The 18,298-nt window shown below is 42.8% G+C and carries 21 protein-coding genes; 3 read left to right on the top strand and 18 right to left on the bottom strand.

Going from position 1 to position 18,298, the window contains the following annotated elements:
• Window positions 1-9 precede the first annotated feature (9 nt).
• From FQV28_RS17130 to FQV28_RS17200, 15 genes are all read right to left on the bottom strand, one after another.
• A complete protein-coding gene (locus tag FQV28_RS17130) occupies window positions 10-372 on the bottom strand; it encodes a DUF3307 domain-containing protein (protein ID WP_255472992.1) in 363 nt (120 codons plus the stop codon).
• Window positions 341-1,501 carry a GAF and HD-GYP domain-containing protein gene (locus tag FQV28_RS17135; RefSeq protein ID WP_146497730.1) on the bottom strand — a complete coding sequence of 387 codons (1,161 nt, stop codon included), beginning with the start codon at window positions 1,499-1,501 and terminating at the stop codon, window positions 341-343. The genes FQV28_RS17130 and FQV28_RS17135 overlap by 32 nt, the downstream gene beginning before the upstream one ends.
• 229 nt (window positions 1,502-1,730) lie before the next feature.
• Complete coding sequence (locus tag FQV28_RS17140; RefSeq protein WP_146497731.1) at window positions 1,731-2,675, bottom strand: sugar-binding transcriptional regulator; 945 nt, start codon at window positions 2,673-2,675, stop codon at window positions 1,731-1,733.
• Window positions 2,676-2,813: 138 nt separating this feature from the next.
• Window positions 2,814-4,202 carry a dihydrolipoyl dehydrogenase gene (gene lpdA, locus FQV28_RS17145; protein WP_146497732.1) on the bottom strand — a complete coding sequence of 463 codons (1,389 nt, stop codon included), beginning with the start codon at window positions 4,200-4,202 and terminating at the stop codon, window positions 2,814-2,816.
• A 7-nt stretch (window positions 4,203-4,209) separates the two neighbouring features.
• Window positions 4,210-5,577: a dihydrolipoamide acetyltransferase family protein gene (locus FQV28_RS17150; protein ID WP_146497733.1), complete on the bottom strand. Its 1,368-nt coding sequence runs from the start codon at window positions 5,575-5,577 to the stop codon at window positions 4,210-4,212.
• A 17-nt stretch (window positions 5,578-5,594) separates the two neighbouring features.
• Window positions 5,595-6,578, bottom strand: coding sequence for an alpha-ketoacid dehydrogenase subunit beta (locus FQV28_RS17155; RefSeq protein ID WP_146497734.1), 984 nt, complete (start codon window positions 6,576-6,578; stop codon window positions 5,595-5,597).
• A 25-nt stretch (window positions 6,579-6,603) separates the two neighbouring features.
• Window positions 6,604-7,587, bottom strand: a complete 984-nt coding sequence (locus FQV28_RS17160; protein ID WP_146497735.1) for a thiamine pyrophosphate-dependent dehydrogenase E1 component subunit alpha — start codon at window positions 7,585-7,587, stop codon at window positions 6,604-6,606.
• A gap of 150 nt (window positions 7,588-7,737) precedes the next feature.
• Window positions 7,738-8,073, bottom strand: coding sequence for a bh protein (locus FQV28_RS17165; protein ID WP_146497736.1), 336 nt, complete (start codon window positions 8,071-8,073; stop codon window positions 7,738-7,740).
• Window positions 8,074-8,150: 77 nt separating this feature from the next.
• Complete coding sequence (locus FQV28_RS17170) at window positions 8,151-9,476, bottom strand: NAD(P)H-dependent oxidoreductase (RefSeq protein WP_146497737.1); 1,326 nt, start codon at window positions 9,474-9,476, stop codon at window positions 8,151-8,153.
• 19 nt (window positions 9,477-9,495) lie between these two features.
• The gene (locus tag FQV28_RS17175) at window positions 9,496-9,873 is read right to left on the bottom strand and encodes a PTS glucitol/sorbitol transporter subunit IIA (RefSeq protein WP_255472994.1); all 378 of its coding nucleotides are present in this window, start codon (window positions 9,871-9,873) and stop codon (window positions 9,496-9,498) included.
• A gap of 15 nt (window positions 9,874-9,888) precedes the next feature.
• Window positions 9,889-10,947, bottom strand: coding sequence for a PTS glucitol/sorbitol transporter subunit IIB (gene srlE, locus FQV28_RS17180; RefSeq protein ID WP_146497738.1), 1,059 nt, complete (start codon window positions 10,945-10,947; stop codon window positions 9,889-9,891).
• A gap of 39 nt (window positions 10,948-10,986) precedes the next feature.
• The gene (srlA, locus tag FQV28_RS17185; protein WP_146497739.1) at window positions 10,987-11,514 is read right to left on the bottom strand and encodes a PTS glucitol/sorbitol transporter subunit IIC; all 528 of its coding nucleotides are present in this window, start codon (window positions 11,512-11,514) and stop codon (window positions 10,987-10,989) included.
• 12 nt (window positions 11,515-11,526) lie between these two features.
• Window positions 11,527-11,913, bottom strand: a complete 387-nt coding sequence (locus tag FQV28_RS17190; protein ID WP_146497740.1) for a transcriptional regulator GutM — start codon at window positions 11,911-11,913, stop codon at window positions 11,527-11,529.
• A gap of 220 nt (window positions 11,914-12,133) precedes the next feature.
• Window positions 12,134-12,370 carry an ATP-binding protein gene (locus tag FQV28_RS17195; protein ID WP_146497741.1) on the bottom strand — a complete coding sequence of 79 codons (237 nt, stop codon included), beginning with the start codon at window positions 12,368-12,370 and terminating at the stop codon, window positions 12,134-12,136.
• A gap of 334 nt (window positions 12,371-12,704) precedes the next feature.
• Window positions 12,705-12,914: a YqkE family protein gene (locus tag FQV28_RS17200; RefSeq protein ID WP_146497742.1), complete on the bottom strand. Its 210-nt coding sequence runs from the start codon at window positions 12,912-12,914 to the stop codon at window positions 12,705-12,707.
• Window positions 12,915-13,054: 140 nt separating this feature from the next.
• Here FQV28_RS17200 and FQV28_RS17205 point away from each other — a divergent pair, with 140 nt between their 5' ends.
• Both FQV28_RS17205 and FQV28_RS17210 read left to right on the top strand, forming a co-directional pair.
• Entirely contained in the window at window positions 13,055-13,954 is a 900-nt protein-coding gene (locus FQV28_RS17205; RefSeq protein WP_146497743.1) for a hydroxymethylglutaryl-CoA lyase, read from the top strand.
• Between the two features lie 12 nt (window positions 13,955-13,966).
• The gene (locus FQV28_RS17210; RefSeq protein ID WP_146497744.1) at window positions 13,967-14,911 is read left to right on the top strand and encodes an alpha/beta hydrolase; all 945 of its coding nucleotides are present in this window, start codon (window positions 13,967-13,969) and stop codon (window positions 14,909-14,911) included.
• A gap of 9 nt (window positions 14,912-14,920) precedes the next feature.
• Here the strand turns inward: FQV28_RS17210 and FQV28_RS17215 are convergent, their stop codons facing one another.
• Window positions 14,921-15,205 (bottom strand): hypothetical protein, encoded by a 285-nt coding sequence (locus tag FQV28_RS17215; RefSeq protein WP_146497745.1) that lies wholly within the window; start codon window positions 15,203-15,205, stop codon window positions 14,921-14,923.
• 640 nt (window positions 15,206-15,845) lie between these two features.
• Here FQV28_RS17215 and FQV28_RS17220 point away from each other — a divergent pair.
• Complete coding sequence (locus FQV28_RS17220) at window positions 15,846-16,130, top strand: hypothetical protein (protein ID WP_146497746.1); 285 nt, start codon at window positions 15,846-15,848, stop codon at window positions 16,128-16,130.
• A 117-nt stretch (window positions 16,131-16,247) separates the two neighbouring features.
• Here FQV28_RS17220 and FQV28_RS17225 read toward each other — a convergent pair whose 3' ends face one another.
• Window positions 16,248-17,690 carry an Ig-like domain-containing protein gene (locus tag FQV28_RS17225; RefSeq protein ID WP_146497747.1) on the bottom strand — a complete coding sequence of 481 codons (1,443 nt, stop codon included), beginning with the start codon at window positions 17,688-17,690 and terminating at the stop codon, window positions 16,248-16,250.
• 342 nt (window positions 17,691-18,032) lie between these two features.
• Window positions 18,033-18,266: a YneF family protein gene (locus FQV28_RS17230; protein WP_146497748.1), complete on the bottom strand. Its 234-nt coding sequence runs from the start codon at window positions 18,264-18,266 to the stop codon at window positions 18,033-18,035.
• Window positions 18,267-18,298 lie beyond the last annotated feature (32 nt).

Consider the following 18,298-nt stretch of genomic DNA (forward strand, 5'->3'; position numbering starts at 1 on the left):
TTTCCACCTCTATGAAATTTCAATGGCTATTGCCAATAAGATGATATGAAAAATCTGATCGGCCATAATCGCCAACCACGCTTGTTCTGGACCTTTTGCCATTTGGATGTTCCTCACCCAAAATACGACGAATTTTTTTCGGTCTAGAATAACATGACCGATGAAAATGACTCCAAGCCCAGCTGCTGATAACCCTCCTGATAAAAGCCCGGCCAGTGCCACAATAACGGTATAAACAGTTACATGTGCAAGGAGCGGCCCCCATTTCGTTGCTTTATATTTAGCCATCCATCCTGTTTGCAAAAGGAAATCACCGATCAGGTGGCCGATTAACAAATAACTAAACTGATCCATAAAAGTTGCTTTCTCCATTCCCCGCCTCATATTTATCTACTTGGTAACTGCACTCTTCCAAGATTGCTACAAATGCATCCACAATGTTTGCATCGAATAGAATATTGCGGCAACGAAGCAATTCCGCAGCCCCGTCCTTAAATGACATCCCTTTGCTATAGGAACGCGCCGTCGTCATCGCATCAAAGGCATCTGCCACTCCAACAATTCTTGCGAACCAAGGTATTTCTTCACCTTTTAACTGATCTGGATAACCTGTACCATCAAGCCGCTCGTGATGGGAGCGGGCTGTTTGAATCGCATGGACGAGTGCGGATTTTGGCTCCATATTTGATAAGATGTCCGCTCCAATAATTGTGTGCTGTTTAATCGTTTCATATTCTATTTTTGTTAGGCCGCTCGGTTTTCGCAATATGTCATCAGGTATCCCGATTTTGCCAATATCATGGAGCAAAGCGGCTTTATATAATTCATCGCTTGCCCCTCCTGCCATGCCAAGCTTTTTCGCAATCCATAGAGAATACTTCGCCACTCTTTCTGAATGGCCTGCGGTGTAAGGATCACGGGCATCCAAAACTTTGGCTAATGTCCGGATCATGCTTAAAAACATCCGGTAAAGTTCGTCATACATTTGGCTATTATGTAGAGCGAGGGCTGATTGGCTGGCAAGTGCAAGTGCAAGAGTAATATCTTGCTCCGAGAAGAATGCAACAGTTTTCTTGTTCAGCAGCTGCAAGGCACCAAGCACGGTCCCTTTAACCTTCAATGGGACTGTAATCATCGATTTTGTCACAAAACCGCTTGACACATCTACCCGATTTGCCCAATCGGCATGCTCTGCCACATTTTCTATCAGTTCTGCCTGCCCGGTTTCTATAACCTTGCCTACAATGCCTTCCTTTTTAGCCAATTTGATGTTAAGAATCGCTGAAGAAGTAGGGCCGTAGGCTGCCACTGCTTCAACATTTTGCTTGTCACTGTTTACTACCCAAAGCGTGCCGGCTTCTGCACCGATTACTTGAACCATCTGCAACAGAATATTTTGAAAGACTTCGTCTATCTCAATATTCGAATTTAATTGTTTGAAAGCTTCTAAAAGATTTAAAAGCTCTTGGACTTTGTATTCCAAGTCCTTTATTTGAGTCATTGAGGGCCTCCTGATATTTTCAAATGAAACACAAAGTCTTTTATATCGTTTAAATACCAAATAATTACTTAAATTCATTACTTTTTATTTTCTTTAATCATGTCTTTTTTTTTACTTAAATACAAGTTAATTTATTATTTTTTAAAAATAAATTACTGCCCCGTCTAAACATAAAAAGGCAGAAAGCGTCTGTCAGCTTTCTGCCCTTCTTTACATGTTTTATACGATTCTATTTCTGAAGCATCAATTCTGCCGTTGCATCATCTATAACTAAAACATCAAGATAGCCTCCGGAGAGTGCAGCTTTTACACTGTCCGCTTTATGGGTCCCTTCGACAATGCCAATCACTTCTGGAATGTTCTTGAATTCGTTCAAGTCCAGGCCGATCACTAAATCATTTAACGGGTGTTGGATTTGTTTTCCTGCCGCGTCGAAGAAACGTGAGCCAATATCTCCTGCAGCTCCCGCGTCCTGCAAAGATTCCAAATCTCTTTCAGTGAGATAATCCATCGTTGTCATGGTGGAGCCTTCGAATGGATTTCCAATTCCCACTACAGCCATTTCAACATTGCGTCCTTCTTCTAACACCATCGCGATATCTTCTGATTGGATCAAGCGCTGTTTCAATTCATACGATCCAACCATAGCAGGTGCATAAAGATATGAACAATTTGAATTCATTTTCTGTGCCAGTTGATACGCCAGCAAGTTTGAATGAATTTCGACTAGCTTTCTTCCCATTCCTCCTACAAGCGGAATAATCTTTAATTCCCGGTGCTGTTCATACGGATACTCTTGGACGAATTTTGAAAGCGTGCTCCCCCATGAAAGGCCAAGAGACTTTATGCCCTGCAAGTTTTTTGAAACATAAACAGAAGCCGCTTTGCCTAATGCCTGTTTGACCATTTCTTTTGTCATATCGGCAGTCGGAATTACAATCGCTTCTTTAAGATTGTATTTTTTCTCCAGTCGATGCTCTAATTCTACAGTGTGAGCGCTTTCATCTTTAATGTAGATTTCAACTATGCCGATATCTCTGGCTTTATTGAGCAGTTTGGAAATCACTGGGCGGGAAACGCCAATTTTCTTAGCGATTTCCGCCTGTGTTTGTCCATCAAAATAATAGAGCTTTGATACTTTTACGATTTGCCTGCGTTCTTCCCAATCGATCATTGTGACACCTTCTCATCAAAATTTCTTAAAGTGAGAAATACCCCTTATCGATTATTTCCCCATATTTAAAACATAAATTTTATACCTGACTAAATTCTACCATCTTTTATGGGGACTGGCAGAACATTAATCCAAATTTTAATGATGAACTCCCTTGTCAAGCCATGATGCTGCCGCCTCGTAAACACTTTCAGAAACAGTCGGATGGGCATGTACCATAGTGGAAAGCTCTTCAACTGTTCCTTCTAGATGGATAAAAGCTGATGGCTCCGCTATCATTTCCGTAACGTGTGAACCGACCATTGTAACTCCAAGAATTTCTCCGTATTGTGTGCCGGCAATCAGCTTAGTAAATCCTTCTTTTTCACCACGGGTCAAAGCTTTTCCGTTTCCTGCATGGTCAATTCTCACCACTTTATAGGACAGGTTTTTCTCTTTCGCTTCTTCTTCAGTCAATCCGACACTGGCAATTTCCGGGCTGGTATAAACGCAGCGCGGTATTACGTTATAGTCTATCTTTTCCTTTTCACCTGCCGCATTGGCAGCTGCTACAAGACCTTCTGCGCTGGCGACATGCGCCAATTGCCATCCGCCCACTAAATCGCCTATTGCCAAAATGGATGGGAGATTGGTCTGCATTTGATCATCTACTTTTACAAATGGCCCATTCATATCAAGATCCAAGTCTGCAAAGGCAGAAGTATTTGGTGCTCTTCCAACTGACAGCAGGATAGCTTCTGCTTCCAGCACATCTTTTTTACCGTCTTTTGTTTCCACATTCACTACCTGATGGTTTTCCTGTTTTTCGACGCTCATTACTTTTGTACTGGTCAACAAGGTGATTTTTTTCTTTTTCAATTCTTTTGCAAGAAGTTTTGAAGCATCTATATCTTCATTCGGAACAATACGATCGCCCATTTCGACAACAGTGACCGGCACATTCAAACTTGAAAAAATGCATGCCAATTCTACACCAATTATTCCTCCACCGACAATTACCATAGACGCTGGAATTTCTGTGATATCGAAAATTGTGTCACTGGTGTAATAAGATGCTTGGTCAAGACCGGGGATAGGAGGGATGATGGGCTTGGATCCAGTGGCCAATATGATTTTTTCGCCTCGAATGGTTTCTTCCTTGTTTTCCAACTGTATCGAAACCGTCTGATCCCGCTGGACTTTTCCAAAGCCATTATAAACATCAATTTTGCCTTTTTTCATTAAATAAGCGATTCCATTTCGCAGCGTTTGTATGACTTCATCTTTTCTTGCGAGCATTTTTGAAAGAGAAAAAGTTAATGATCCCGTTTCAATCCCCCAGCTTTTTGCCCTTTCAATATCTTCAATAATTTCAGCGTGGCGTAATAACGTTTTTGAAGGAATACAGCCACGATTCAAACATGTCCCTCCCAGTTCCCGTGCTTCAACAAGTGCAACTTTCTTTCCAAGTTTCGCTGCTCTGATTGCCGCCACGTAACCGCCTGGGCCTCCGCCAATAACTGCCACGTCATAGTTATTCAATGACATCTACTCCTTAAGTTAATAATTCATACGGTTGTTCGAGAATGTTTTTTAGTTCAGTCAGGAATGCTGCGGCCGGTGCACCGTCTATTACCCGGTGATCAAATGACAAGCTGACAGTCATCATCGGGCGCAGTACAATCGCTCCGTTAACGCCAACCGGCTTTTCGTTTATTCGTCCGACTCCGAGTATTGCAGATTCCGGCTGATTGATCACTGGAGTAAAGGCATCAATTGCATACATGCCTAAATTACTGATTGTAAATGTCCCTCCAGACATTGCATCCGGTTTTAACTTGCTTTCCCGTGCCGCTTTGCCTAGGGCTTTGCATTCTTCTGTGATTGCCGCGAGCCCTTTTTGGTCGGCATTTTTTACTACAGGTACCAACAAGCCATTTTCCACCGCCACTGCCAAGCCAATATTGATAGCATCATTAAAGACGATTTCATTGCCTTCCAGCGAAACGTTGATGTTTTTATGGCGCTTTAAGGAATGCGCCGCAGCTTTAACAATGATTTCTGTATAAGAAAGGCGGAGCCCTGTCTGCTTTTCAATACTGCCCAGAAGTTGTTTTCGCATGCCGACAACTTCTGTCATGTCAATTTCGCTTGTTAAGGTAACATGAGGGGCCGACGTTTTGCTTTTCAGCATCCGCTCAGCTACAACTTTTCGGATGCCTTCCATTTTCACGCGCTTGCCGGCTGCAGCCGCTGGTGAAGAAACTGGCTGTCCCGCCTCTTCGACATCCGCACGGTAAATTTTGCCTTGGGAGCCGCTTCCTTTCACATCTTGCAATCGGATGCCTTCAGCCTCAGCAACTTTTTTAGCGAGCGGCGTAGCTTTTGGAGCAGCATTTGAAGTAGCAAAAGCCATCACATCTCCCTGCTGTATGCGCCCTTTTGGCCCAGAACCTTCAATCTCCGTAAGTGAAACAGCCTTTTCCTTAGCTACTCGGCGGGCTGCCGGAGTAGCACGCGGTTTTTCTGATGATGCTGCCGATTCTGTGGATGATTGGGATGAAGGTTCGCTTCGCTCTTCAGGAGTAGTGTCAAATACATCTTCTTCATCTTCATCCTGGGTATCCTGGGAATCTGATCCCGCTCCTCCCGCCTCGCCAGGAGGAGAATCGGGCACTTTTTCGTCCGCTTTTCCGATATAGCCGACAACATGGTTGATGGGGACTTCATCATCTTCTTCGTAATATTTTTTCAAGAGAATGCCTTCCTCGTATGCTTCCACTTCAATATTGATTTTATCTGTCATGATTTCGAACAAAGCATCCCCGACTTCCACCGTATCCCCTTCATTCTTAAACCATTGCAAGAGTGTTCCGACTTGCATCGTGCTGCTTAGTTTGGGCATAAAGATTTCTTTGGCCATCTTTTCGTTGCTCCTCCCTACGAACGGTTTACCGTTTCTTTGACTGCGCCAATAATATCTTCCACTCCTGGGATAGCTGCTTTTTCAAGTTCCGGATTGTAAGGAATCGGAACGGCCTTGCCTCCGAGCCGTTTGATCGGTGCGTCCAAATAATCGAAAGCTTCGCTCTCTGCAATCACACTGGCGATTTCCCCACCGAACCCGCCGCGTTTTACCGCTTCGTGAACGACAACCAGCCGGCTCGTCTTTTTCACAGAATTGATAATTGTTTCTGTATCTAAAGGGACAAGGGTCCGAGGATCGATTACTTCGACGCTGATTCCCTCTTTTTCAAGTTCCACTGCAGCTTCCAGCGATTTATGGACCATGATAGCGGTCGCTACAATTGTGACATCCTTGCCTTCCCGTTTAATGTCCGCTTTTCCTAATGGAATGGAATAAGGTTCTTCGGGAACGTCGGATTTGGTCTTATAGCAAAGTTTGTGTTCATAAAAAATGACTGGGTTATCATCGTCAATAGCCGCTTTTAAAAGCCCTTTTGCGTCATAAGCTGTCGACGGCTGTACCACTTTCAGTCCCGGAATATGAGTCATCCAAGCTTCCAGGCTTTGAGAATGCTGGGCAGCCGCGCCGGTCCCTGACCCTGCAGGCGTCCGCAGCACCATCGGCACTTTCCCCTTGCCGCCATACATATAACGGATTTTGGCTGCCTGATTTACCATATTGTCCATTGCAATTGTAATAAAATCGGAAAATTGAAGCTCCAATATCGGACGCATGCCGGTTAATGCAGCTCCGACTGCAGTCCCTGAAATAGCCGCTTCTGATATCGGGGTATTGCGAATCCGCTCTGGACCAAATTCTTCAATCATCCCCCGGGTAACGCCGAATGCTCCGCCGTAGACGCCGATATCTTCCCCTAGAATGAAAACGTCTTCGTTTTGCCGCATTTCCTGGCTCATCGCTTCTCTAACCGCTTCTAAATAAGTTATTTCCCTCATTACTATTGGCCTCCTTCGCTTCCTTTTAGGCGTAGATGTCTTCCATTAAATCGTCTAAGCTTGGGTGGGGGCTATTGGCAGCGAAATCCACCGATGCTTCAACTTCTTCTTTTGCATCAGCTTTAATTTTTTCAGCCGCTTCTTCAGTCAATAATCCTTCTTGAACCAAAACCAATCGCATCCGCTCAATCGGATCTTTTAGGCGCCATTCCTTTTCTTCTTCCCGGGTACGGTACTTTTTCGCGTCACTTTTTGAATGGCCTTTCCAGCGGTAAGTTTTTGCTTCAACAATTGATGGCCCTTCACCATTGCGTGCCCGTTCAACCGCTTCGCCAACACCATTCATAACATCAAAAATATCATTGCCGTCAACCACTTTCCCAGGAATGCCGTAGCTTTCCCCACGCTGTGCCACGTTCTCAATGTTCATCATTTCTTTTGCCGGCCCCGACATGCCGTATTGGTTGTTTTCGCAGATAAAGACCACTGGAAGCTTCCATATAGAAGCCAAGTTGAGCGCTTCATGAAAACTTCCTTCGTTTGAAGCCCCGTCGCCAAAAAAGCAAAGGACAACAAACCCGTCTTTTTTCATTTGCGAAGTCAAAGCCGCTCCCGTTGCAATGGCAAAACCGCCCCCGACAATACCATTTGCCCCGAGATTTCCTTTCTCAACATCCGCGATGTGCATCGAGCCGCCTTTGCCTTTGCAGTAGCCGGTTGTCCGACCGAACAATTCAGCCATCATTCCGTTAACTTCTGCTCCCTTGGCGATGCAGTGGCCATGGCCACGGTGTGTGCTCGTAATCTTATCGCGGTCTTCCAGTACCGCAATAGCTCCGACCGCAGACGCTTCTTGCCCAACTGCTAAGTGAGTTGTTCCGTGAATCATGCCTTTGGCAAAAAATTCATCCACTTTCTCTTCAAAAAACCTGATTTGCCACATTTGCTTGTATAAATCCACCAAATCTTTTTTATCTACTCGAGAGGGTAAATTAACTTTTTGAGTCATAGTACTTCCTCCTATTTACATTTGTTCCGGACGTTAACATATGTAAACGTCCGGCAATACGAAAGGGCATTCGTCATTTTCTCCAAAAGGCCCGCTTCTTCAACAACTGATAAAGAAGCTTGGCCTATGACAACGAATACTCAAGAAATGCTATTCTTTTTTTTTGTAATTCTGAATCACTTTACGAGTGCTATTCACATCTTTTAGAACATGATAAGGTTTTTTAATGACTCTAACCGGGAGCGAAAACAACAAATGACTGAGATCTTTTTGGTATTCTTCAGTCATCCGCGTGGGTTTTGTTGATATTCGCTCGTATATTTCTCTATACAATTCTTTTTTTACATCGATTTTAAGTTCTTTTGTTTTGTTGCATTCCAGGCAGCGGATGCTTTTTATCTGGTCGTTGATATACGTTATTTCGTGGTCCACTTCTTCATGGCAATGAAGACAATACAAGCCAGCTTCCATTTTCTTTACTTTCATGATACAACATCTCCCCGTTTAGATGTTTGATACACTTCTAGCTCTTAAAATGTACCATTTATCTGTCGGATTGGAAATTATGCTTTCACAGCGACTTCTTTACCGGCGTTCGTTTTGAACGTTTCGTCTTGCATGCGGCGCAAACGCCAGATAGTGGAATCGACTGTTTGGATAACGTCGTCATAAGTGATGATTTCGCCTTTTTTAATCGAGCGTTTCAATTGGACGTTGCGGTCAACCAAACCTAATGGAAGCGCATTTTGCTGAACGGCATCTTCAGCAGAAAGGATTGAACCGTAAACCGTGAAACCTCCGATTCCGTCGAGGGAATCGCCTTCATTCAAATCGATTTTCGCCACAGTTACTGTTTCTGCTTGGAGCCCTTTCCACGGCGCAATTGTTGCTTCATTGTAAAAATAAGCACGTGCAATTGAAATTGGCGTTTCCAAGCTTGTCAGGTGATATGGACGGTAGAGCACATAGTTCGGACCTTCGCCCATGCTGAGGTATTGCATTTCGTGATTGACCTCTTCTTTTTCAGAAGCAATGATAGCAAAGACTCCCGGCGCAACTCCGTTGATGTATTCGACGATTTTTTTATTGTTCACTTGTCCGCCGTCTTCTTTCAGCTTGAAGATTTCCGGCAGGCCTTTTACATCGCTTACGAATCCGTTCATTCCTGGCTTGTCCGGCAAAAATCCAGTTGCGTTTGCCACCGCAGTCATTTCGACCATGGTCTTTGTGCCATCTTGGAACGAAGCGAGCATTTTCGGGCTGGCTCCTTTTCTTGCAGCTTCTTCTGCTGCTGTATCCGGATTGGCATTTTGATTCAACGGATTGTTTTTCCCTTTACCAAGCGCGACCACTTCAAAACCGAGTGCATCCGCAAAGTCGTAAAGCTCCATAATTGCCCCTGGCTCATCTCCTGCAGTACCTGTATAAACCACGCCGCTTGCATCGGCCATTTTCTTAAGCAAAGGACCCACTGTTACGTCAGCTTCAACGTTAAGCATAACGATATGTTTTTTGTTCAAAATAGCATCCCATGCAATTTTGGCTCCAATATTCGGAACTCCAGTAGCATCGACAATAACGTCAACTTCTGATAACGAAGTCACCAATTGCGCGTCAGTCGTCGCTACCACTTTGCCTGATTGGATCGCTTCCACTGCATCGTCGTTGTTGTTCGTTTCGACTACATCTGATGCAGAAACCCCGGATTTAATATAAGCGTTTTTTACGTTGTCAATTTGGATATCCGCAGTTACAACCACTCGCATACCCGCCATATTTTCAATTTGGGAAATCATGCCTCTTCCCATTTGTCCGGCGCCGACTAAGCCGACTTTAATGGTTACGCCTTGATTTTCCAGTTCTTCTAGCTTTCTATTGATTCCTAGCATTAAATTATCCCCTTTGTTGTTAGTATTTTACGATGCGAATTTCGGAATTCATTGTCAATGTAGGCATCGGTTTCTTTTCTACACACATGGTCCCGGGAAGTTCTGCTGTTTTTTCTCCGTTAAACACAATCGTGCAATGCCCGATTTCTTTGAGTGTGTCGTTCACTTTGCTGCCGACAAAAAGAATATCGTAGCTTTCTCCACTGATTTCTAATACATCTCCAACTTCCACTTCTCCGAGAAGATCCGATTTTTCATGGATCACACCAATCATTCTCAATGCCTCAGGTACTGTGTCATTAAAAATGATCAGCATGCTTTCCTCAGCAAAAAGTTCTACTTCTTCACCAATTTCCACTATTTTTGATTCATATTTTTTCGTCATAACATCCCTCACCTGTCTGCCTCCTTATTAGTTATACATACCAAAACTGAATAAATAAGCGATTACTACTGCTAATGGTCCAGTTATCAAACGGGATATCAGAACAGCTGGCACCCCGACTTCAATTGTTTCTGGTTTTGCTTCACCTAACGTCAACCCTACCGGCACAAAGTCAGCGCCAACTTGAGGGTTTATCGCAAATAGTGCCGGCAAGGCAAGCTCAGGAGGAATATTTCCACGGCCGATTTCCACCCCGACAAGAACACCGACAACTTGCGCAATTACAGCTCCTGGCCCAAGCAATGGGGAGAGGATCGGGATAGCGCAGATGACCGATAAGATCAACAGCCCGAAAATATTGCCTGCAAGCGGTGTGACAAAATTCGCAATTACATCGCCAATGCCTGTATACAAGATAATCCCGATCAACATACTGACAAACGCCATGAACGGCAGAATGTTTTTAATAACTTGATCAATGGTTTCACGGCCGGCCTGATAAAAAATACCAACTATTTTCCCGGCACCGCGGCCGACTCTTTCAACAATGTTCTGCTTTTTTTGCGGCTGATAAGCTGCCGCTTTGCGTTTTGCTTCTTCTTTTATTTCTTGAGGTGTCCGGTTTTGCTCGTGGATACTCGGATCTTCCACTTCATCTACAGCTTCTTTCACCGCATTGGAATTTTCAAACGTATGGTCTGTGACTCGAATATCCGCTACTCCAACTCCAGACACGAAATTTTCTTCGTTGATAAATTTCATCAACGGTCCCGAAGGTGAAGTGGCATTGATGTTTACGGTCAATACACCCATTTTTGGGTATACGCCGCAGCGTGCAGTACCGCCGCAATCGATAATAACGCAGGCCATGGACTCTTTTTCATATGATCCTTTAAATCCATCTACTGCTTCAGCGCCGGTCAACGACGCAATTTCTTGTGCGACAGGATGAATCCCGCCGCCTGTCACTGATACGATGTATTTTTGCACATTATTCGGTCTGATAGTTAACGGCCCGCCCCATCCACCACGTCCTTTTGTGATGGTAACCGCTTTATAGTTAGTCGATCCTTGAACAGCTTCCATTATTTGAGCCTCCCCTTTTATGAACACAGTACTGTCTGTTTACAGTTCCAAACCTTTAGCCTTCATCATTCTTGTGGTAATAATTTCTGTTACAATGCCACGGATCAAAATGACAATCACGCCGACCAGGAAGAAACGAATTGCCAATGGCCCAAGCGACAGGCCGAGCGTCGTGATTCCAGCGGAAACTCCTAAGTAAACAAATAGTTCTGCCGGATTGGCGTGTGGGAACAAACCAGTGATCGGGTGTACAAATGAAACTGCCGAATCATAAAATGCGGGTTTCTGCTTTTCAGGAAGAAACTTGCCGAATGTGTATGCCATCGGGTTTGTTAAGAAAAATACTGCTAAAACCGGGAAAAGCGTATAGCGAAGAATGATGTTTTTGGTGCTTTTCCGTGCCAGCCTATCAATGCGCTCTTCACCAACAATTCGAATAAGGGCGTTGATCGCAGTAATCAAAACGATAAGCAATGGGATAATTCCAGTGACCAAACCAACAAATGTTTCGCCCCCTTGTTGGAACATTCCGATGAAACCTTCCGCCAACTTGACTAAAAAATCCATATTTCTTCCTCCTTAAAAAGCTAAGTTTGTCTTCTTTTCCATTTGATTTTCAATCTTTTCTATTGCCATCAAGAAAGCAGCATCAAGAGAATCATCTTTGAGGCGTTCTTTCACTTCTTCCAATGCCATTCCATCCCATTGATGGAATGCTTGGAATCGGCTAAACACTGTAACCCCTTTCATAATTTGGCTTTCTACGATTTTTCCATCTGTATCAGTCACCAAAATGGCGATTGCACCGATACCCAATTTCTGTTTCTGAATGCCGACTCCTAAATAACCTGACGACCGGTTGCTCAATTTTTTAATCGTTTCTTGGTAATTTTTCATTTGGACTCTGGTTAATAATAGCTGTAAAAGCCAAACGCCAGCGAATATAGCGATTACCCATCCCCACACGTTTGCCCCTCCTCTTCTTTACATTTGTTCTTAATCGTAACAAATGTTATTAGGGTTATTATAAAAGCGCTTTCAAAATAAATCAATAACCAATTAAAAGAATTTTTTAAATACTTGTTTTTTTGTTATTTCTTTATGTTCCGCCTTCTTTAAAATCAACCAAAAGAAAGCACAGATGCCTGAAGCCGGCCGTCCATGCTTTCATTAAAATTCACTTTTATCAGTTTGCTTTTCCATCCAACTCGAAAACAGGAAGCCCAATAAAAAAGATGGTTCCTTGATTTAAATTGCTTTCTGCTTTGATTTCTCCTTTGTGGGCATCGACTATCGCCTTCGCGATGGAAAGGCCATGCCCTCCTACTTTCCTCGCCCTTGCTTTACCCGCTCGGTAGAAAAGATCAAAAATCTTTTCTTGTTCTTCCTTTGACAAACCGATTCCATTTTCTGCTAATGACAATGGAACTTACTGCAGTTTGCTGTTATTGTTTTTCTCATTCCGATTTTGACCTTGCCGCCTTCAACTGAGTGAGTTCATCCCGCTCGCCAAATACCTGTATCGCTGCAACGCAGAAAGCTGCAAAATTATATTCTTCTCCTTTGCCAATTTACCGAGCGATTTCAAAACATAATTGGCTACCTGGCAAATATCACACCATTCCAGTTTTAAAGCAGATGCAACTTGCCCGGAATCGAATCTTGCGAGAGCCAATAACTCACTGATGATTATAAAAAACAAACTCCACTGACTTTGCCAGCGGAGTTTTTGTATAACCTTAAAAAGACCATCTATGTTAATATTTATTACCTTTATCACCGTGCCGCTCCAAAAGCTCTGCAAACGATAAATTCTTTTCCCGTTCTTTGCGCTCGAACAATTCTCGTGCCTGTTTTTCTTCTGCCTGCTTTTGTTCTTCTTTCAACATCGCGTTTTTTGTTTCCTGCAATTTCGCCAGTATGTCCTGGGGCAGATTGCTGTTGTTTTCTTCTTTTTTCTTTGCCATAAACTTCCCTCCCTTTTTAGTCGCCTTTTGATGATTTTAACACTCAAGACGCCTGATTCTGATGTTTTCATCAGTTAATAATGAGTTGCGATTTGCTCTTTTATCCCTCTGCTCTATACAATAGAACTAGGGGGGATATTATGTTCAGTTTACCAAACAAAGTGACGATTATCGAGGTAGGGCCGCGTGATGGCCTGCAAAATGAAGCTAAACCGGTTTCCACTGAAAGCAAAATAGAATTCATCACTGCGCTGCAGCAAGCGGGAATCGAAGAAATGGAGCTGACTTCGTTTGTGTCCCCAAAATGGGTGCCACAAATGGCTGACGCAAAAGAAATTGTAAGCGCTATCCCGAAAATCGGACGCCAGTTTGTCTTGGCGCCTAACGACAAAGGCATCGCTTCCGCACTTGATGCCGGAGCAAGAGCGGTGGCAGTTTTTGTCGGTGTCTCCAACTCGTTCAACAAAAAGAACATCAATAAAACAACAGCGGAAAGCATGGAAACTTTGAAACCGCTTATTCTCAATTTAAAACAAGATGGCTTATTTGTCCGCGCTTGCATTTCCACTGCATTTTACTGTCCCTTTGAAGGTGCCATCAAGCCAGAGGACACAATGGCTCTGTGCCGTCAATTCGCCGAATGGGATGTCGACGAGTTGAGCGTAGCAGATACGATCGGCATGGCTTCGCCAATAGAAAGTTACAATCTGTTCCATAAATTGGTGGATGCGTTTCCCGATGTGCTGATGACTGCCCATTTCCACGATACACGAAAAATGGCGATCGCTAATATTTTCGCTGCTTTGCAAGCTGGCATCAGCCGTTTCGACAGCTCAGCCGGCGGCCTTGGCGGTTGTCCGTTTGCACCTGGTGCCACTGGGAACGTGGCTACAGAAGATGTTGTCAATATGCTGCATCGTATGGGTATTGAAACGGGGATTGATCTCGACAAGTTATGTGAAGCCATAAAAAAAATCGAGCCGTATGTATCAAATTCCATTAATACGGGTATGTACACGCTATATAAAAATCGCTTATAGGGAGTGCTGTTTATGGCAAAGCGAATGCTCTGGTTTACCGGAATTTTCTCAAGTCTGACTGCATTGACAACGGTTTCTGGTTTTGCCATATCCAATCAACTAATGTATTTGAAGAAAAAAGATGAGAATTTGATATTGGAGAGAGAAACAACGGCAAAACGCTACGACGAATATTGGTACGCCAATGTGAAAAAAAGTGAGCGCTGGATCGAATCGGCGAACGGATATTCGATCAAAGCGATCTTCCTTGAACCGCACGCCACCAATCGTTACGCCATTATTTGCCACGGAGTCACGGAAAACAAAGTTAATTCCTTCAAATATGCCCGCATGTTCGAACGTCTAGGCTTCAACTCTGTCGTCTATGACCACCGGCGCCATGGTGATTCGGGAGGCAAGACGACAAGTTTCGGCCATTATGAAAAAATGGACTTGCAGGCAATTGTCCAAGCGTTAAAATTGCACGTTGGCCCCCACTTGGTTTTTGGCATCCACGGCGAATCGATGGGAGCGGCTACTACGATTTTATATGCCGGAATGGAAGACAGCGCCGCTTTCTATATATCCGACTGTGCTTACTCAGACATCTCCGAACAAATCCTTCATGTCATGAAAACAAAGACTAAACTCCCAACCGCCATCAGTTTAAAACTAATCAGCGTATTTTTAAAGCTGCGGGACGGCTATTCAATCCGTACCGTTTCGCCGCGCGAGGCGGTCCAACAAATCAAAAGCCCTGTCTTGTTCATCCATAGCACCCACGACGAGTTTGTACTTCCAAAAATGACGCAGGAGTTATATGAATTAAAGTCGGAACCAAAAATGTTAAAGTTTTTTGAAGAGGGTGCCCATGCCCAATCCTTCAACGCCGATCCGCATGCTTATGAAAGAACCGTAGAAGAGTTTTTAGATCGATTTGGCTTATTAAAAGAAGAAACGAAAAAAAGCGCCCTTTGAGCGCTTTTTTTATTGATCAGCGGTTTTCTTCTTGTTCAAAACAAGCTTCATGCCCGCTTCTCCTTCCGCTCCAATAAACAGCTCTGTGATTGGTCCAGACTTTGCCACACCGGTAATATGAAGTTCAATCGTGTCCAGACTATAATTTGGCATGCCTTGAACTAAATCATTGATTTTATCCAAGGAAATCGGAAAAGCTTTTCTAAGTTCATTTTCCTTCACTTGAAATTTGCCTTCCTCTTCTTCTTCAAATACCGGCATATAAATAACGAATTCCTCTTCTTTACCTGACATGTCTCTACCTCCTGTTGTATGCTCTCTTCCCCTCTCCATTGCCCTTTTGCGAATTCCTAAACTTCTAATTCAGCAGCCGCAAACACAATAACATTCTTCCTATTCCTCGTTTTCTTAACAATTCTATAATGACCGCTTCAACATTTATACTCTCCAGATTATATCCGCTGACGGAAAACCGAACACGCGGACAATTCCCGGCTGGTTTATGAATAACAGTAAATGCTGCCTAAATAGCCGTTTTGCGCTTCTTTGTATGCCATAAAAAGAACCTATAACATCTCCTATTATTGGCGCAATAAAGCTGCCCCTTCTTAAAGATGCCATAGGCACTTTATCCGTTAAGCCATCAGCGGAAGAAGTTACGTTCCTGAAGAACCTATACACCTCAATCAATGAGGGGCCTCGAATAACTATTTATCGAAATTAATGAAACCCGGTTCTCCATTTTTGGAGGAGCGGGCTTTTCCTGCTATTCCCACGGCAAATCGGTTCTTAAAGCTTTCATACGATTTTTCTTCATACCCATTTTTCCCTACAAATAAACCTGTTCGTCACGAAGTAGCCATTAAAATTTTAAAATTCTTCTTTTCTTTTTCATTTTTTTGCGTATAATTCAATTATTGAAGGAGGAATGTACATGAACAAGCATACTTTCAAAGAACTAAAACAATTAAACACAAATTCGGCACATGCAATGGGTTTTCTAGTAGCTGGAATCGTCGCCCTTTTAGGGTACGGGTTCTATCAGGCATCATTTCCCGCGTTTCTTCTTGCCGGAGTTTTCTCTTTAAACTTAATTCTTGAATCCCGCGCATATAAAGCAAGTATTAAGGATGAATTAAAAGCAGCGAAATTACATGAATTAATGAAGCAATTGACTCGCACCGATTCTACGGCTGATCAGGACGAAGGCCTTTCTTAATGGCTGACTTTGTACGATTGGTCAATTTTATAGCAGTACATAGCAAAACCCACTGAATTCTGCAAAAGATTCAGTGGGTTTTCTGTTTGCTTTTATAGTTCATCAGAAGAAAGCGGACTAGCTCACTTTGACAGCTCTGCTCTTGCTCTTATTGCCGGATTTATCTTTTGCATATATCTTTAAGGTCGAACCCTTTTTTTGAACTTTGATTTTCACCTTGAAAGCTCCCCGGCCGTCCACTGTCCCTTGTCCAATCTTTTTGCTTCCGTTGTAAACGTAAAGCGTTGCCCCTTTTTCTCCTTTGCCGGCAACTGCAGCGGTTTTGCTAGTGACTTTGTTCACCGTCGGAATTGCAGGAGCAGTTTTGTCTAGTACCTTAACTGTTTTGCTGGCACTCTTGTTCTTCGCAGCATCCACTGCATAGACAGATATGCTTGTTCCTGCTTTTTGCTTTGGAATCTTAATGGAATAGGCACCGCTCTTGGCTGCAGCTTTACCGATTTGTTTAGTACCGATTTTTATGTACACTGTGGCATTTGTTTCCGCCTTGCCAGTGACTCCAGTGGATTTGTCCGAAACCGTATTGACCGTCGGAGTTGAGGGAGCAGTTTTGTCGATATACTTTTTGATAGAAGAAGAAGCAATAAATCCTTTTGATTTTCCATCTAAGGTTTTGGCAGGGAACCAGAAAAATTGATGTACATTGCTATATTTGTCGTATGTGAATTCACCTGTTACTTCAAGTATCGCATTTTTGGGAACAGTCTTATTACTGGCGCTTAGTTTAGTCGGTTGTCCCCTTAAATTCCCCTCACTGACTGTTACAACAATCTGGTTTCCTTTTTTCAATAAATAATTGGAAGTATGCAGCGAATCAGTCAACTTATATGTATCCTTTAAGAACTTAATATTGACAACTGAATTTGAATCGTATTCAAAATCCACAGCCTTGAATGGAAATTTTGTTAACTTTACTTGCCCAAGAAAACTCTCGGCTTCAATACGGGTAAATACTTGCTCTTGATAAGCTTTTTCATTCCTTAACCCGGTGCTTTTGATGATAGGAGAATTAACTGGCTTGGTTCCGTTATAGGCCATTACTGGGAAATACCAGTTTTCTATTTCAGCTCTTCCTGCTCCTGAAATTTTTGGTAATTTATAATTGTACTTCTCATTTAAAATTTTTACGCCTGCCTCGATATTATAGATAATATCCTCTTTTAATCTCTTCTCGTCTTCATACCCTTTTGGCTTGTTTGTAATCTGCATGATACCGATTCCGCCATCGCTAGAGACAACAGGTTTGCCATTTTTGAATTGATGCCAGCCATTGCTTTCTTGGTTCGCCACCGCTTTTACAACTTCTGGTGGGATATCCGCTTCTAAAGCTGCATTCGTCAGCAAACAGTTAATATGCTGAAAAGAAGGATCTTCATTTTTCTTTATTTCTCCGAACGAAGAACATTTGGCAGCCCATTCAGACGCTGCAGAAGTTTCTTCATAACCAAATCCAAGAAATAGCGAAGTTAAAATTCCGGTTTTAATTAATAGTGATTTCATCTTTTTATTCTCCAATCTACCTAGTTTCCGCAATAGATAAATTGTACCACTTAAATTTCTCTATAGAAAACTTTTCCATGGCAATTTTCCTGATTCCCAAACGTGCAAAAAAATAGTTGCTGATTTCCCACGCACTTTGACAACTTCTCCATATAGAAAAAACCACTTGATCTGTTTATAAACAGATCAAGTGGTTCTGCAGTAGCACCTAAAAATCATCCTATATTGAATTCAAAAGCTTAGAAAATTTATTTAAATGAATTTAAACATAACTTTCTTACTGATACTTTTAAATTGATCAATGACTGGAATTAAAACTTCTGTTGCTACAGGTTTTCAATTTTACTTTTTAGCGGGTTTATTAGAAGCTTTATTCATTTGAGCCATCATTTGATTGATTTTCTTCTGAGACGGTTTTTGTCCCATTTGCATCATCATGATACGGAGCATCTCTTCATTAATCGGTGGGTTTTCTCTCAAATACTTCATCATATATTGACGAGCGATGAAAAAGCCTAGAGCAACACCGGCGATCAACGCCACGATTACTATTACGATCCAGATCCAAGTAGCCAAATTTGTTACCTCCTTCGCGTTGCCTAAATAAG

This window comes from Planomicrobium sp. CPCC 101079 (assembly GCF_007859275.1).
GTDB lineage: Bacteria > Bacillota > Bacilli > Bacillales_A > Planococcaceae > Planococcus.